Raw genomic sequence first — 16,514 nt, forward strand, 5'->3', positions numbered from 1 at the left:
GATTATTGATCGGCGATACGTTGCAGTAGAGGGATCGCGGCAAGTAGCGTTTGGCACTCTTCAGCACTGAATTTTCGCTCCAGCACCTGTAGCAACCAGTCATCACGCATAGCGCGATTTTCATCGATCAGCGCCAGACACGAGGCAGTTGGGACATAGCGGGTTTTTCTGCCATCTCCCGGTACACTCTCCGCCGTCACCATACCCGCACCTGACAGGCTGGCGACCGTGGCCCCCATTGACTGGCTGCGCACACCTTCCGCTTTTGCCAATTCGGTAATCGTCATGCCGCCATTGCGGACCAGATGACCCAGTACAGACACCTGGGACCAGGTGAGATCGGCCGGAGGGGCCGACTCGCGTAGGCGACGGCTCAGTTTGCCGGAGATCATCCGCAGCGCGGCGGCGGCGTTACTTAAATCACTCATTGCTCGCTCCTTACTGCTGTGCGGGCAGTATATAGATGCGAAGCTAAACTGTGTAGTTTACCTTCGTATCAATTTGTAATGCGTGGCCTGGATAAATAGTGAATCAGGCTATGAAAACGCAACGGTGTGGCAAGCGGATTACGGTAGCTGTGCGCAACATCAGCAGAGAACTGACGGGCCTGACCACGAACCAGCCGGTGCCACACGCCCGCCACGCCAAGCAGCAGCTCACCTTCCTGCACCACGACCTGCTCAATCACACCCTGTTCATGGGCGGAGGAGTGACTCTGCGCGCCGGGTGCCAACGTGACTTCAAGCAGGTCCATATGCAGGCGCGGATCGTAAGGCAGCAGGCTGCGAACCTCCATTTGTGCATTGCTCTGACTGAAGGTAACCGGTGTTTCACTGCCGTCGTTTTCACTCTGTATAAAGAAAGAGAATGGCACGTTAAAGCCCGTGGCTATTTTCCACAATGTCGCCACCGTGGGGCTAGACTCTGCTCTTTCAATCTGACCCAACATGGCTTTGCTGACGCCGGTGTTCACTGCCGCCTGCGTCAGGCTCCAGCCGTTGGCCTGGCGTAACTGCTTCAAAGCATTGCTGAGATAATCGTGAGGACTTTCCATAACATCTCCTGAGATGACCCCAGCATTGTATCACTTGTGCATAAACACAGCCTGTGCGACGATGTGCGTTATAACGCACAACCGGAATTTTTTGATGCTCAGCACGACTATTCGCCCCCCTTTTTCCTTTCCAATGTTAGTTTCTGGCCTGGTTGCCGTATTGGTAGGTTACAGCAGTTCCGCCGCGATTGTTTACCAGGCCGCCCAGGCGGCGGGGGCGACTACGCTGCAAATCGGCGGCTGGCTGTCGGCATTGGGTGTGGCGATGGGCATCAGCTCGCTGTTTCTCTCTTTGCGCTATCGCATTCCGGTGCTCACTGCCTGGTCAACGCCCGGTGCCGCCCTGCTGGCAACCAGCCTGCACGGCACCACGCTGAACGAAGCGATTGGGGTGTTCGTGTTTGCTAATGTCTTGATTATTTTATGCGGTATTACCGGCCTGTTTGCCCGCATGATGGCGTGGATCCCACAGTCACTGGCCGCCGCCCTGCTGGCCGGAATACTGTTGCGCTTTGGGCTGCAAACCTTCACTGGGCTACAACAGAATATCGCACTCTGCGGTGCGATGTGCCTGACCTGGCTTGTCTGCCGTCGCTGGATGCCTGGCTATGCCATTTTGATGACATTACTGGCCGGTATCGTGGTTACGCTTGGGCAGGGCAATGTGCACCTCTCATTGCAAGAGGTCCATTTCACACTGCCGCAATTTATTATGCCGAGCTTTAACCTGGCCGCGCTGGTAGGCATTGGCTTGCCCTATTTCCTTGTCACCATGGCCTCACAAAACGCACCCGGTATTGCGACTTTGCAGGCGTATGGTTACAAACCGCCGGTCTCCTCGCTGATCAGCTGGACGGGCCTGATCGCCCTGCTGTTCACGCCATTTGGCGGTTACTCTGTGGGCATTGCGGCCATCACTGCGGCGATTTGCATGAGCGAGGATGTGGATGCCGATCCGCGTCGCCGCTGGATGGCCTCGGCCTTGGCCGGTTTGTTCTATCTTCTGGCCGGGCTTTCGGGCGCACTGATTGGCCTGCTGTTCAGTGCGCTACCACCGGTCTTTATTCAGACGCTGGCCGGTCTGGCGCTTATTGCGACCTTAGGGAACAGTTTGCAGCGCGCCGTAGAGGACGTTGGATCACGCGATGTGGCGCTGATTACCTTCCTGATCACCGCTTCCGGGCTCACGCTCTTCGGTATCGGCTCCGCCTTCTGGGGTTTAGTGGGCGGGATGATCGCCCACCTCTTCCTGACGCGCGTGCGCCCTTAATCAACCTCTAACTGGGCCAGGTCCTGTAACAGACCCGGCCCGGTTGGTTGCCACTGCAACCGTTGACGGGTTCGGGCGTTATCCGCCGACATATCCGCTGTGACAAAGTTTGCCATCCAGCCAAAGTGCGCTGTGGCCTGTTCCGTTGTCAGGGAGACACCTGGTAACCCGAGGCGCTCGCCGATTGCCAATGCGATATCTTTAAAGCTAATGGCCTCTTCCGCCACCGCATTGTAACGGGCACCAGGCTGACCTTTTTCTAAAGCCAGGCGATAGAGACGGGCAGTGTCCGACAGTCCCGCCGCCGACCAGGGGTTGTCTCCATTCCCGACCCAGGCAGAAATGCCACTGCTGCGCGCCACTCTGATGACCTCCGTTACAAGCCCCTGCTTTTGCGGGTTGTGGATCTGCGCCAGACGCAACGTCATTACGTTAAGACCACGCTCCAATAATGCGTTCCCGGCCAGTTCAGAGGCGATGCGTGGATGGGGATAGTCGGGATTAAAATTGTCTTCATGCGCGCGCAATCCTCCTGCATCTGCGCCGATGGCTACGCCCGATGTGATGATCAGCGGACGTTGACTACCGGCCAGCGCATCACCCAAGGCGAGGATCACGCGGCGGTCTTTTTCACAATTGGCCACGAAGTTGCTAAAGTCGTGATCGAAAGCGGTGTGAATGACGCCATCACATTCTGCTGCACCGCGCTGCAAACTTTCCGGCTGATTTAAGTCACCGCGATACGCCTCAATACCCAAAGTGGCCAGTTTCTCCGCGCCCGCCTCTGAACGTGTAACGCCCAGCACCTGATGCCCGCCATTGATAAGTTCCTGAGCGACCTGACTGCCGACAAAGCCTGTTGAACCGGTAAGAAATATGCGCATAATCAACTCCCCTATTGGTGAAGCGTTATCATCATCCGGTGCGCCATCGGGTAAAAGTAGTGACATTATCAGGGTATAAAAACTAACGGGGTAATTGTGTCAGATCAGTCAGCCAATTTACTCGGGCACTATTTGCAAAACTGCCGACGTCGTCTTGATCCGGAGCAGCTTGGCTTTGCGCCTGGCCGCCGTCGTACTCCCGGTTTACGGCGAGAAGAAGTCGCACAACGTGCCAATATTAGCCCGACCTGGTACACCTGGCTGGAGCAAGGGCGCGGCGGCGGTCCTTCAGCGGAAGTTCTGAATCGAATTGCACAAAGCCTGATGCTGAGCGAACCGGAGCGTGAGCATTTGTTTATGCTGGCTTTTGGCCACCCACCGGAAGCCAGTTACCGGGCGCCGGTTGCCGTGACGCCGCGTTTGCAACGCCTGTTGGATACCCTGGATGCCAGCCCAGCCATTATCAAATCAGCCACCTGGGATGTGCTGGCCTGGAATCATGCCGCGGCGCGCGTGCTGACCGATTACAGCCTGTTGCCTGCCGATCAACGCAACATTTTACGGCTGATTTTTTGCGCTCCTCACATTCGCCGTGGTCAGCGTGACTGGGAATCTACCGCTCGGGCGGTGGTGAGCGCCTTTCGTGCCGATGCGGTCAGAGCCGGGGCGCAAACTGAGATTAAGCAGTTGGTGGATGAACTTTGTGCCGCCAGCCCAGAGTTTGCCGCGTTATGGCTGAACAATGATGTTTCGCAACATGCTGAAGGCATTAAATGTTTATATCACGCCACCCTCGGTCCGCTTGAGCTTGAGTACTCCAGTTTTTCCGTTGATGGTCATCCGGCCTTGAGCCTGATGGTCTTTAATCCGGTTCATCCCAGGGATGCGCTGCGGCTGCGGCAATATCTGGCAACCACCCCGTAAATTTCCTGCCATTACCCTGAGCGTTACCGACGCTAACAAATGAATATTAACTAAAATCAGCGCCTTTTCTGGCGTTTGATTTTTGCTTAGCCCACCTAAAATCACTGCAATTGTTGATAAAACGCGATTTTCTGCCTGCGAACATCCTATAAGGACACCGAGTGGCTAAGACTTTTCTGCGCAGCGGCAATCCTGACGCACTGCTGTCACTGGGGGAAAACGGCAAACCGGTCTTCCTCTCCGCCCTACAAATACGTGAAACCCTACGACTGCGTAATTACAGCGCGCTGGCTGATTGCCTGGCTATTCCGCAAGCCTGCGATCGCGGCGATCGTCTTTACTGGTATGCCCCGTTCGAAGGAAAAGTAAAATCCTGGCTGGCGGCCAGCCCGGAAGAACGCCAGCAGGCGCTTACCCTGCTGACAGAATACCAGCAAACATTCAGAGAGATCGCCGCCAGGGCCAGTGCGACCACTAGCCCTGCACAGCAGCTGTTTGCGGCGCTGCTGAGCAAAAGCCTGCACTTTCCCGGTCAGCAATATATCAGTCTGGTCAACTGCAAACCGGTCATCACTTTCTGGGGATTCGTGGAGAGCCACGAACAGCAGAACCAGGATCCGCTGGCGTGTTTACGTGACACCCTGGAAGAACGTTTACCGCTGTTGGTGGCAGAGAAAGACGACCAGGAAACGGAAGTGATTGCTCCAGAGCCCGTCAGCGTGGTGGAAACTCCGCCTGCAAAACCGCAATCCCGCACCCCTCGTTGGGTATTGCCTGTATCACTGGCTGCGGCCTGCGCATTAGGGCTTTCGCTGTTGGGCTGGCAACTTGCGCACCCTCCGCACTCCGCCGTTGCCACTGAGGTCCAAAAGCCCGTTGCGGCAGTGAAAACTCAGCCACAACCTGCCCCGATTAAACTCCCGCTGATGCCTGCCAGTATTGTTGAGGCTGCACCACCGCCACCGCCGCCAGTTCCAGTGGAACCGGCCAAAGCTGACGATCTGGTATTGAACGCAGAAGCAGTGCGCGCGGGAACCGTGCAGTTCCTTAATGGACGCTGGCTCGTCACCTTACAGCCTTCCACCCCTGCGCCTTGGCTCCCCGAGTTTCGCTACCAGTTCCGTAATGGACGCGGCAGCGTGACGATGGTGCAGTCAACGGGCGTGCGCTGTAGCGCGGAGGCAAGTGGCGCATTAATGGGTTCTGGTGAGCTGGAGATTCGCAGCCGCTTTACTGCGCGTTGCTCCGATGGCTCGCGATACCGCATGCCACAGCTGTTCTGTAAACAAGGCGAAGGCGCTGCCCGTTGTCAGGCTCAGCTGCGTGACGACCAAACCTTCCCGATGATGATTAAGCGTGAGAGCAGATAACCATGTTGGCTACCCTGATTGATGACACACACAAAATCACACTGATTGCGGACAGCGGCATCCAGTTTCTCGATTTTGGTCTGCGTCTGACTGACGCCAGCCTGCGTCGGCAGTTTGTACGACAGACCGCAAACGGGCCACTGCTGCGTCTGGAACAGGATGTCAGCGGCAAATTTCTGCTGCATGGTACCAGCGGCACTCCGCCAGAAGTGGTACGCCCTGAATCCGACATCGCGCTGTTGGACTCGCTGACCCTGCTGAATAACTGCTGGCTCCCGTTACCGATCCTCCGTTACAGCGGGCAGCGCCGGTTTAGCCCCGGCGCAGAAAATTGGGCACGCATTCACGTCTCTCAGCTAGATAAAGCCGATGCACAAGGCCATACCCATCGTTTGACTCTGGCACTGGACACCCGGCTGGTTTCTCTGGCCGATGGCGGAGAACGGCTCGGACTGGCACACAGTGATGCCGAAAACGGTGTCACTTTTGCGCTGGCGTGGCAAAACTATGAGCTGGCTGATTTTCTCGACCTGACCTGGGTTGATGGCTGGCTGCGCGAAAGCTTTAGCGAACGCGCCGATCGGCCTGAACCCGCGTTACATCAGGCACTACGGGAATTTGAGTATCAGGCGCACTACCTCAACCTGCTGGAACTTCTCGGCCAACAGCTCAATCTGACCGAGATCAGCGTACAGGCGATGGGCGCGCAAAACCCGGCGATTAATGTTGATTTGATCCTCGACGTCGGGAATTCCCACACCTGCGGCATTTTGGTCGAAGAACACCAGGATCAGCGCAGCGGCTTACAACAGGCCAGCGAACTGCAACTGCGCGATCTCTCACAACCCTGGCGTGTGTGGAATGAACTGTTCGACAGTCGCCTGGAGTTCTGTGAAGCTCGCTTTGGCAAGAACCACTTCTCCCTCGAAAGTGGCCGCGAACAGGCTTTTATGTGGCCATCCCTCACCCGCACCGGCAGCGAAGCGAGCCGGCTCGCGCTGCAACGCGCGGGCCTGGAAGGCAGCAGCGGCATCTCCAGCCCACGTCGCTACTTGTGGGATGAAGCGCATTATCAGCCCGGCTGGCGTTTTAACCGTAGCAGTGGTCATGAGCCTCAGGCGATTGCGGCGCCATTTTTAACCCTCATGAACGATCAAGGGCAGCCGCTTAACACCCTGGAGCCAGACGAAAAGCTGCCGGTGTTTTCGGCTCACTACAGCCGCAGTTCGTTAATGACATTCATGCTGTGCGAGCTGCTGGCGCAGGCGTTGATGCAGATGAACAGTGTGATGCAGCGCCAACGCATGCCACAAAGCCATGCCCCGCGCCAACTGCGCCACATCATTCTCACGTTACCTTCGGCCATGCCAAAGCCAGAACGCGAAATTTTCCGCCAGCGCATGCATGAAGCGCTGGGTCTGGTGTGGAAGGCGGAAGGCTGGCACCCTGCCGATCTCCCCTTCAATGCGGCGCATTTTGCCCAGGCAACTCGTCCGGTTCCTGATGTGCAAATGGAGTGGGATGAGGCCACCTGTGGACAAATGGTCTGGCTTTATAACGAAACCCAGGTCAACTACGCAGGCAATGCGGGAGAATTTTTTGCCGCAACCGAGCGCCCTGACCGGCAATATGGGGCGGATGAGTCACCCGGTAAGCAGCTGCGTATCGCCTCGATTGATATCGGCGGCGGGACCACCGATTTAGCGATCACCCACTATCGTCTTGATGATGCTCAGGGTAATCAGGCAAAAATTACGCCCCGCTTATTGTTCCGGGAAGGCTTTAAAGTGGCCGGAGATGATATTCAACTGGATGTGATTCAGCTGTGGATTTTGCCTGCATTACAACAGAGTTTGCTGCATATCGGGCTACCGCAACCGGGTGAATTACTGCAAAAGCTGTTTGGTCATGATAACCGGCTCGATGGCCTGGGCACCTTACGCCAGCAAACCACCTTGCAACTGTTCATTCCCCTGGCTCAGGCGATTCTGGCACGTTACGAATGCTGGAACCCACTGGAAAATCATGCTGAAGTCAGTGCAACGTTTGGCGAGCTGCTCGATACAGCGCCTTCCGATCTGGTGCTGGGTTTTGTTACCGATGAAGTCACGCGGCAACTGGGGGCTGAACATCGCTTTGATCTGATGAATGTGCCGCTGGTGGTGAAAATGAACCAGCTGCATCAGGAATTTATGCAGCAGCGGATGGCGATTATTCCGGCGCTGCGTGCCATGTGCGAAGTCGTGTCATTTTATCAGTGCGACATTTTGCTGCTGACCGGTCGTCCTTCCCGTTTTCCGGGTATTCAGGCGCTGGTGCGGCATCTGCAACCGCTGCCGGGCAACCGCATTCTGGGACTGGAAGGCTACCACACCAGCGAATGGTATCCCTTCAGTAAACAGGGACGCATCGATAACCCGAAATCCACCGCGGCGGTCGGCGCGATGCTATGCCTGTTGGCGTTGGAATTACGTCTGAACAGCTTCTGGTTCCGTGCAGGTGATTTCGAACCTTATTCCACCATTCGCTATCTCGGTATTTTGGACGAGAGTGCCACCCTGAGCGAACAAAACACCTGCTACCACGCGCTCGACTTCGATGATGCGCAACATCAACTCGATCCCCAGGCAAGCCTGACGGTGAACGGCAGCGTCTGCCTTGGCTTCCGCCAGTTAGAAAACGATCGCTGGCCCGCTTCGCCGCTCTACAGCCTGACGATTAACGATGCGGCCTTGGCGCGCAAAGTTGCCGGTGTCAGCACCTTACAAGTGAAATTAGTGCTGGCGGACGAAGTCCCGGCTTATGGCGCTCAACATCTGGTGATCCGCGAAGCCCGTTTGAGTGATGGTTCGCCGGTGCCGCTACAGCATCTGAGCCTGAATCTGAATACTTTATCTGCCAGTGGCAATGCCGGGGCACAGTACTGGATCGACAGCGGTAGCGTATGGAGAAAATCATGAAGAGTCGCTGGCAGGCACCGCAGCCGGTTTTACACCGTCTGCAACGTTTACAAGATGTGCTGCAAAGCAGTGAAAACTGGTTGGCACATTATGGCCCGAAAGTCCCGCGTCTGGCGCTTGAGGCTGAAACCCTGGGGCGGCAATTACAGCGGGCGAAGGCCCGCACTCAGCGTTTGGTTCAGCAGGCTAATCGCCCTACCACGCTGGCGCTGTTTGGTCAGTCTGGCCGGAGTAAACAGGCATTACTGGCTGAAATGGTTGGGGACGCCCAGGGGGAGTTGCACGTCAGAGTGGGCGAGCGCACCCTGAGTTATGCACGACACATCAACCCCACTATGGCTGATTTTGCCGTTAGCCTTCGTTTCACCCAACATCACACCCCGGCTTCCCCGGAATGGCCGGTCGCTTTGGTGCTGCTGAATGAAGTTGAACTGACGGGTTTGATGCTAGCCGCAAGAAAATCGCCCGTGGTGGCGTCGGGTCAGATCATGGTGGCTACGCTGGAACGTTTGCAACGCATGGTTCAGCCTCACACAACCAGCGATCTAAAAAGTGAAGACCTGTTGATGCTGTGGCAAAACCAGCGGCAACAACCCGGCTATGACAGCCAGTTGGATCGCCTGTTTTGGCCACAGGCTATCAAGCTGGCTCCGTGGCTGGCAACTGATGACCGCATCGAACTTTTTGCCCTGCTCTGGCCGGGAGAAGACACGCTGAGCGATCGGCTGCGGCAACTTCTGCATTTGCGGCAACAGCTTGGTTACGCGAGGCGCATAGAAGCAGAAGCCGAACTGCTGGTCAGCCGCTCTTCATTGGCCAGCGAATGGCTGCTGAGCCATGATGCAGATGCACAGCAAACGGTGATGGTTCGCGCTCAGGCGAACGTGCCACCGTTGCCCGTCAGTCTGGCCGATCTTCGTCTGCTCGCGCTGGAACTGGAGCTTTCTCTTAGCTCGGTGCCCCGTCAGGCATTATTTGATGAGGCGGATATGTTGCTGCTTCCCGCCTGTGCCAGGACGGAGACGGATCCCTCCCTGCTTTCCCACAAGCGTGAGTTGATGTCTGGCTGGTATGCGGCACGTCATGGCATTGATGTATTGCTGGTGTGTACGGCGTCACAGCATCGCACACAAACGGCGTCAGTCAGCCATCGGTTACGTGAATGGTTGCGACATCAGCCCGCGCTGGAGAAACCTCGCCTGATTTGGGCTATCACGCCCCATGACAGTCGCCATCAACAGGAAAATCATGATGAAGCCGTCCAGCGTCAGGTAGGAACACCGGGACAATCCTGGGGCTCAATGCTGGCGTTAGATCGCGCGGGCGTAGACCGGATGTCGCGCTGGTTGCAGGATGAAATGACGTCGGAACCTCAGCAACAGTTGCTGTCTCGACAGGTGCAACAGCTGGAAAGCAGGGTTGCCGGACAGTTGCTACAGCCATGGTGTGAGTCCGAGGCCTCTTCCGGCCAGGCGCTGCGTAAAAAGCAGATTGCCGATGCATTATTGAAATGCTTACAGCATCGCACCGGGTTACACGGTGAACTTCTGGAGCGGTTGCAACCTTCGCGTGATGTGTTGCGTCAACTCTGGCTGGGTCAGCAGGAGCAGGCAGCCGATCCCACGCCACAAAATTTTGGCATCGGCTTTGAATTTGATTTGTTCAGTGACCAGGACGCCGCAGGTGCTGCTACTCAGAATGCCCCATCACCGCTGACTGAAATGGCACAGCGTGTGCTGGGCGTCTGGTTCACACATTTGCGTCAGTTACCGGACAACAGCGAGTTGCTCGCCCTGCTCAACCTGGACAGGGATATTCTGGCGGCACTGACTGAGGAGTTGATCTGTGCCAGCTTCCGCCTTGATTTACTGGCGCAACTGGATAAAGCCTTAAAGGATAATCTCAGCGGAACGCGCAGTGCGGGACAGATTGATCGTCTGGTATCACGGGCGATGACGGTGATCGGTGATTTTGTTGCCTGGCTCGGCTGGCTGCAACAGCCTGAACTTCAACGTCCCGCCAGCCGCGTCAATCGTGGACAGGCCATTTTTGCCCGGCCCACCCTCACCGAAGCAACGGTACCGGGCGGTCAGCGATTAACTCGCCTCACTGCCACCCCTGCAAATACTACCGCGTTTTACATTTATGACTGGCTGGTGGGCCTTGACCAACTGGTTGCCGGTAATAATGGTTTTACCGGTGGCCAGGCGCTGACGCCGGACGCTCGTACTGAAGTCCTGCGTCTGTTACAGCAGTTACGCAGCTAATCTCGAATCAGGTGCAGTTCTCCTTCAAGGGCCTGCACCGCCTCTTCAAACACGGCGATAACCGGGGCAAACTGCCCCTCAACGGGCAACGGAAGATAGTGCAGATGAATCTGCGCCGGCAGCGCCATGCCGCCCGTAATCCAGTCCCATAGCGCGTCCAGATTATTGCCAAAACCTGGCGGACAGTGGCTTTGCTCGCTGAATGCGGCATACAGCGCTTGCCGATCGGCCAGGTGCTGGAAATCTAACACGATGCGCAGCATGTTAAGGTAGCGCCGTAAAAGTGCGATAGTGATCGCGTGTCAGGAACACCAGACCGTCAGAAGAGAACAGCAAACGGTCTGCTTCACGATGTCCGCAGCGGTAGTTCACATCTGCCTCAAACCAACGTCTGCCCTGTTGCTCGGGCAATCGTCCTTCCCGGTTAGAAAAGCGATCGCCGCCAATCGCATGGCCCGGTAACGCTTCACACAAATTGCCTCGTGCCGGGTCCCAGCCACGCTGGCGAGCTTCACGCTTGGTCAGATAGAAATCCGGCAGCTGATGATGCTGGTGTACCCAACGGGCAACCTGTTGCGCATCTGTCATGGCGGTGATGTTCTGGCTGGTGGAAACCGAGGCAGGCGTGTTAGGGGAAAAATGGGGTTTCAGACCATACCAGCACACGGCAAGCAGCGCGATAAGGCCAATCCAGCGAATATTTTTCATGATGTCATCCTGATCAAACAGGATGCGATAGTAGCAGGTTTAGCGGGGAGAAACAGCGCGGGCCAGCAGTGCTGGCCCCGGCGATGTGGGTTTATTGCATACTGTGTGATGGCACACTGTGGCGACGCCAGGTGCCTGGAGCCATGCCGTATTGACGTTTGAAGCTGCGATTGAATGACTGTTGCGAATCGAACCCCATCGAGATAGCCACGTTGAGAATCGGTTCGTTGCTGCTGGTCAAACGGTCAGCCGATTTTTTCAGCTTCTTCGCACGGATGTATTCACCGAGAGGATGACCCGTGTGCTCTTTGAACATCCTTTGCAGATGCCATTTAGAGTAACCGGAACGCTCTGCCACCGTATCGAGATCCAGACGTGCTTCAATGTTGTTATCGATCCAGTCAATCAGATCGTGAATAAATGCGTCACTCATCATCCTAGTGTCCTCCGTCAATTTGACGAACAGTATCAGTATCTATTGCAGTTGCATTTAAGAGTGAACCAGAACGGCTTTAAATGCAAGTTTTATTATTACATTAAATGCCGTCTGGGTTTAGACAAGTATTAGTCAGAAATCTTTTCGCTGCACGATGAGGGCGAAACTTGTGGTACGCAGTCGTTGCTGTTGCGCTGTTTGAGTTCGTCCAGGGCTTGCGCTACGGTACGTTTTTCCAATACCTGGAGCGAGGCTTCTTCTGCTTCTTCAGCGATCGCTTTAAAGTACCAACACAGATTGGCACTCACCAGGCAACGCGGAGCGACATCGGGACGTGAAGCCCAGAGCTTTTTATCCTCGATCACCGAAACGTAAATATCACGTAGCGTAATTTCGCTGGGTGGCCGTCCCATATGAATACAGCCACTGCGACCCAGAGTAGACACAATGATGCCGTCACGGGTAAGAGGAACCATCAGCTTACGAATAAAGCTGGGGTTAGCCTCTAGCCCTTCGGCCAGGGTTGCGCTGGTTGAGCGTTTGCCCAGTTGCTCCGCCATCGCTACGCTCAAAACCATCTGCAAAGCTGTCGGGAAGCGGTAATCTAACATCTCTTCATCCTGGTGCGGCCCTTGTTCTTTTTGTCATCGCCGCGTCATGTGTATCGAATAAGGCTTAAATATAACAAACATTGTTGCACTTTAGAAGGCGCACACTGTGCTATAACGCCTCACGCGCGTCGGGCAAACGGGATTTTAGCACCATCACCAGCCCCACGTTGATCACTGCCAGGCCGCATAATGCCCACAAGGTGGCACTGGCACCGAACACCGCATAAATCCAGCCAAAACAGAGTGGCGTCACCGCCTGTCCTATCAGCGCGGGACGTGCCATCCGCCCTACTACCACCGCATACGCCTCAGGTTTGACCAGGGCCAGCGGCAGCGTGCCGCGCACAATAGCGCGCAGCCCATTCCCTCCGCCATACAGCACCATGCTCAACAGCGCAAACTGCGGAAAACAGGCCAACACAATCAACCCTATCGCCACCAGACCGACAGAGAAAAAGGTTGTCCAGATGGGATGGCCTCGTTTGAACGCAATATCAACAATGCGCGATCCCACCTGGCACGGCCCCAGAATGGCACTGATCGCCAGGGCGGAAGCCAGGCTGTAACCATCCGCTTGCAGCAAAGTAATCAGTTGAATAGAAACTGCGGTCATGATGACAGAGGCCAGTGTGAAAATGGCACACAGTAGCCAGAACAGCGTTGGCGCAAGATCAACATCCGAAGGCAGACGCCGTTTGGTACCCGGTTTCTGCCCCGCCGTGGCGGGCAGTGCATAGAGTGAAGCAGGCAACGTAGTGAGAAGTAACAACACCGCGATAGCAAAACAACTTTCTCGCCAGCCCAGTAAATGGACCAGCGCCGCCGTCCCCGGCCAGACAAGGGTCGTGCAGAACCCGGAAATCAGGGTAATACCGGTGATTGCGGCACGAGCCTGTAGGCCGTAAATGTTACCCAAAGCCGCGAACAGCGGGTCATATAGCCCCATTGCCATGCCTACGCCGGTGATAACCCAGGCGATTAAAAACAGGATTAACTGATGGCTTAGCCCCATCATCACCAGCCCCAGTGCGATCACGACACCGCTGCTGGCTAACATCCAGCGCCCACCCGTTCGGGCGATGATACGCCCGCTTAAAGGGGCAAGCAGACCCGAAACCAGTATGGCGATGGATAACGCGCCATAGATCCACTCTTGCGACCACCCCGTTTCCTGCGCAATGGGCGCAGCCATGACCGCGAGCAGATAAAAGGAACCGCCCCAGAGTAATATTTGTACTAATCCCAGGGTGATAATGGCGCGGCGCGCAGGTTTAATGCTTTGTTCCATCAATCGATTGATCCTTATCAGACAGGCGATTTTTATACCATGTGCGGAGTGCGTGATATATCCCCTGATAAGCTGATGCACCATATCAATGGAGATATTTTAATATCGCGCATTACGTATGTTGTAACTAGTAAGGCGTATTGAATGGAAACCTGATTGCAGGCAAACTCAGTGTGGCTAAATGGTATGTTGTAACTAGGGAGGTTTACTGATGCGCTATGACTTAGTTGATGATTTACGCCGCTCACTCAACCAGCTTGAGCAGGCGCTGAGCACGCTGCGTGAGGATATCGAGCAACAGCCTCTGCTGATCGCACGCGTGTTTTCACTCCCCCCCATTGAAAAGGGACAGGAACACGAGGCGATTACCCAAATTACGGTGGAGCAACATTTAGGGCTAGCGGCGCGACAAAAAGCGCTGGAGCACTACTGCCGCCTGTTTATGCAGCATCAGTCCGAGAAACTCAGCACTAAAGCGGCGGTTCGTCTGCCAGGGGCAATATGTATTGAGTGCGATGAAGAGAAAGAAGCTTCACTGATGGACCAGGTCTCGCACATTAATCAGTTAAAACAGCATATCGAACTGATGATTACGCAGGAGTCCGGCCTCCCCTCTGAAGCACGCTTTGACTTTGTGCATCATCACTTTCCGGGGTTAATCACCCTCAATGCCTACCGTACCATTCCGCTGCTGAGCGCCCCCGACAGCCTTCGCTTCGGCTGGGCCAACAAAAATATCATTAAGAATTTGCAGCGTGAAGAAGTGGTAGCCATGCTGGAGAAAAGCCTGAAAGCCAACCGCGCGCAGGCACCCTGGACGCGAGAGCAGTGGGCAGAGAAAGTCCAGCAAGAGTTAGCCAGCGTGCGCGCACTGCCTGCCAACACGCGCCTGAAGATTAAACGCCCGGTCAAGGTTCAACCCATTGCCCGCGTGTGGCGTGCCGAAGAGAAAAAACAGGTTCAGCTTGCCTGCCCTTCTCCCATTCTGATTACCTGCCGCGACCGTTCACAAGTGCCGGTCTTGGGTGAACTGCCCAATTATGATGCGCAGAACATTACTCATCGCCACAAACCTGCCGCTGAAACCCTGTGGCTACTGATCCCACGGTTGCATTTATGGGTCGATCATCCGGTTGAGCCCTGAAAAAAAGGCCAGCATCAGTGCTGGCCTTTCTTCTGGCAGAGGCGTTACTGCTTCATGCTGCCAACCATCTCTTCCGGGCGCACCCAGGCATCAAACTCTTCTTCCGTCAGATAGCCCAGTTTCAGCGCCGAGGCCTTCAGGGTCAGCCCCTGTTTGTGTGCCTGCTTGGCGATTTCAGCGGCTTTGTCATAGCCAATGTGGGTGTTGAGCGCCGTTACCAGCATTAGCGACTCATTTAACAACTGGCTGATGCGATCGCGGTTCGGCTCAATACCGATGGCACAGTGGTGGTTAAAACTGTCCATGCCATCGGCCAACAGGCGGATAGACTGCAGGAAGTTGTGGATCACCATCGGGCGGAAGACATTCAGTTCGAAGTTACCTGATGCCCCACCGATGTTGATCGCCACATCGTTGCCCATGACCTGGCAGCACAGCATGGTTAAGGCTTCACACTGGGTCGGATTGACTTTACCTGGCATGATGGAGCTGCCGGGTTCATTTTCCGGGATAGAAAGTTCACCGATGCCACAACGCGGGCCAGAGGCCAGCCAGCGCACATCGTTAGCGATTTTCATCAGTGAAGCCGCCAGGCCTTTCAATGCGCCATGAGCATGCACCAGTGCGTCACAGGTGCCGAGGGCTTCAAATTTATTCGGTGCGGTTTCAAAAGGCTGTCCGGTCAAATCAGCCAATGCTTTTGCCACACGCACGGCATATTCAGGATGCGTGTTTAAGCCAGTCCCTACCGCTGTACCGCCCAGAGCCAGTTCGGCCACATGCGGGATGCTCAATTCAAGGTGTTTAAGGTTGTGTTCCAGCATCGCCACCCAGCCCGAAATTTCCTGGCCGAGCGTCAGTGGTGTCGCGTCCTGCAAGTGAGTACGGCCAATTTTGACGATATCTTTAAACGCTGCTGATTTCTCACTCAGGGTCTTTTTCAGCACGTTGAGCTGAGGAACCAGCTGTTCACGAATCGCAATCACCGCTGCAACATGCATCGCCGTAGGAAACACGTCATTCGAGCTCTGGCTTTTATTCACATCATCGTTGGGATGCACCAGACGCGCCATGCCACGTTCACCGCCGAGGATTTCACTGGCACGGTTCGCCAGCACCTCGTTCATGTTCATGTTGGTCTGGGTGCCGGAGCCGGTTTGCCAGATTGCTAACGGGAATTCGTCGCTGTGTTTGTTGGCCAGCACTTCATCGGCTGCTTTCACGATCGCCTCTGCACGTTCCGCTGGCAGCAGGCCCAGATCCCGGTTCACCGTAGCAGCAGCACGCTTGGTCAACGCCAGTGCATGCACCAGCGCTTCAGGCATTTTTTCCGTAGAAATGCGGAAATGCTCCAGGGAACGCTGGGTTTGCGCGCCCCACAGCTTATCAGCCGGTACATCAATCGGTCCCATTGAATCTTTTTCAACGCGGTTGGCCGCCATGACTCTCTCCTTATACGACTGTTCTGATGGTTTGTTGCCCGTGCAAATGGTTAATAAAGGTGTCGAAATCCGGGCGCCAAAATTATGGCATACAATTATTTAACATTCTCGTTTCGATTGTCGTTTATCTGATCCTGGGCAATATCTTTTTTGCAA

The 16,514-nt window shown here is 55.5% G+C and carries 15 protein-coding genes; 6 read left to right on the forward strand and 9 right to left on the reverse strand.

Annotation, left to right across the window (positions count from 1 at the left end; translation table 11 throughout):
* Positions 1 to 2: 2 nt before the first annotated feature.
* Together B880_RS0103995 and B880_RS0104000 are read right to left on the reverse strand one after the other, a co-directional pair.
* Positions 3 to 428: a MarR family winged helix-turn-helix transcriptional regulator gene (locus B880_RS0103995; RefSeq protein ID WP_017346080.1), complete on the reverse strand. Its 426-nt coding sequence runs from the start codon at positions 426 to 428 to the stop codon at positions 3 to 5.
* Between the two features lie 68 nt (positions 429 to 496).
* Positions 497 to 1,054: a helix-turn-helix domain-containing protein gene (locus B880_RS0104000; protein WP_017346081.1), complete on the reverse strand. Its 558-nt coding sequence runs from the start codon at positions 1,052 to 1,054 to the stop codon at positions 497 to 499.
* Between the two features lie 94 nt (positions 1,055 to 1,148).
* Between B880_RS0104000 and B880_RS0104005 the strand changes: the two genes are divergently transcribed.
* Positions 1,149 to 2,324, forward strand: a complete 1,176-nt coding sequence (locus tag B880_RS0104005; protein WP_017346082.1) for a benzoate/H(+) symporter BenE family transporter — start codon at positions 1,149 to 1,151, stop codon at positions 2,322 to 2,324.
* Here B880_RS0104005 and B880_RS0104010 read toward each other — a convergent pair.
* A complete protein-coding gene (locus tag B880_RS0104010; RefSeq protein ID WP_017346083.1) occupies positions 2,321 to 3,208 on the reverse strand; it encodes an SDR family oxidoreductase in 888 nt (295 codons plus the stop codon). The two genes, B880_RS0104005 and B880_RS0104010, sit on opposite strands and share 4 nt — an antisense overlap.
* 96 nt (positions 3,209 to 3,304) lie before the next feature.
* On the opposite strand from B880_RS0104010, the gene B880_RS0104015 reads away from it, so the two are divergent.
* The 4 genes from B880_RS0104015 (at position 3,305) to B880_RS0104030 (ending at position 10,729) form a co-directional block, all read left to right on the forward strand.
* Positions 3,305 to 4,132 (forward strand): helix-turn-helix transcriptional regulator, encoded by an 828-nt coding sequence (locus tag B880_RS0104015; RefSeq protein WP_017346084.1) that lies wholly within the window; start codon positions 3,305 to 3,307, stop codon positions 4,130 to 4,132.
* A 161-nt stretch (positions 4,133 to 4,293) separates the two neighbouring features.
* Entirely contained in the window at positions 4,294 to 5,502 is a 1,209-nt protein-coding gene (locus tag B880_RS0104020) for an SrfA family protein (protein ID WP_017346085.1), read from the forward strand.
* A gap of 2 nt (positions 5,503 to 5,504) precedes the next feature.
* On the forward strand, positions 5,505 to 8,462 hold the full coding sequence (locus tag B880_RS0104025; RefSeq protein WP_017346086.1) for a virulence factor SrfB: 2,958 nt from the start codon (positions 5,505 to 5,507) through the stop codon (positions 8,460 to 8,462).
* A complete protein-coding gene (locus B880_RS0104030; RefSeq protein ID WP_017346087.1) occupies positions 8,459 to 10,729 on the forward strand; it encodes a virulence factor SrfC family protein in 2,271 nt (756 codons plus the stop codon). Before B880_RS0104025 ends, B880_RS0104030 begins: the two co-directional genes overlap by 4 nt.
* On the opposite strand, the gene B880_RS0104035 is transcribed toward B880_RS0104030, so the two are convergent.
* The 5 genes from B880_RS0104035 to B880_RS0104055 all read right to left on the reverse strand — a co-directional run bounded on the left by B880_RS0104035 (position 10,726) and on the right by B880_RS0104055 (position 13,772).
* Positions 10,726 to 10,992, reverse strand: a complete 267-nt coding sequence (locus tag B880_RS0104035; RefSeq protein WP_017346088.1) for a barstar family protein — start codon at positions 10,990 to 10,992, stop codon at positions 10,726 to 10,728. The two genes, B880_RS0104030 and B880_RS0104035, sit on opposite strands and share 4 nt — an antisense overlap.
* Position 10,993: 1 nt before the next feature.
* Entirely contained in the window at positions 10,994 to 11,437 is a 444-nt protein-coding gene (locus B880_RS0104040; protein WP_017346089.1) for a ribonuclease domain-containing protein, read from the reverse strand.
* Between the two features lie 91 nt (positions 11,438 to 11,528).
* Positions 11,529 to 11,873, reverse strand: a complete 345-nt coding sequence (locus tag B880_RS0104045; protein WP_017346090.1) for a helix-turn-helix domain-containing protein — start codon at positions 11,871 to 11,873, stop codon at positions 11,529 to 11,531.
* Between the two features lie 128 nt (positions 11,874 to 12,001).
* Positions 12,002 to 12,484 carry an RrF2 family transcriptional regulator gene (locus tag B880_RS0104050; protein WP_017346091.1) on the reverse strand — a complete coding sequence of 161 codons (483 nt, stop codon included), beginning with the start codon at positions 12,482 to 12,484 and terminating at the stop codon, positions 12,002 to 12,004.
* Positions 12,485 to 12,593: 109 nt separating this feature from the next.
* Positions 12,594 to 13,772 carry an MFS transporter gene (locus B880_RS0104055; protein WP_017346092.1) on the reverse strand — a complete coding sequence of 393 codons (1,179 nt, stop codon included), beginning with the start codon at positions 13,770 to 13,772 and terminating at the stop codon, positions 12,594 to 12,596.
* Between the two features lie 208 nt (positions 13,773 to 13,980).
* Here B880_RS0104055 and tus point away from each other — a divergent pair, with 208 nt between their 5' ends.
* Positions 13,981 to 14,916 carry a DNA replication terminus site-binding protein gene (gene tus / locus B880_RS0104060; RefSeq protein ID WP_026042414.1) on the forward strand — a complete coding sequence of 312 codons (936 nt, stop codon included), beginning with the start codon at positions 13,981 to 13,983 and terminating at the stop codon, positions 14,914 to 14,916.
* A 44-nt stretch (positions 14,917 to 14,960) separates the two neighbouring features.
* Here tus and fumC read toward each other — a convergent pair whose 3' ends face one another.
* A complete protein-coding gene (fumC, locus tag B880_RS0104065) occupies positions 14,961 to 16,358 on the reverse strand; it encodes a class II fumarate hydratase (RefSeq protein ID WP_017346094.1) in 1,398 nt (465 codons plus the stop codon).
* Positions 16,359 to 16,514 lie beyond the last annotated feature (156 nt).

Origin of the sequence: Pantoea sp. A4 (assembly GCF_000295955.2) — a bacterium.
Taxonomy (GTDB): domain Bacteria; phylum Pseudomonadota; class Gammaproteobacteria; order Enterobacterales; family Enterobacteriaceae; genus Pantoea; species Pantoea multigeneris.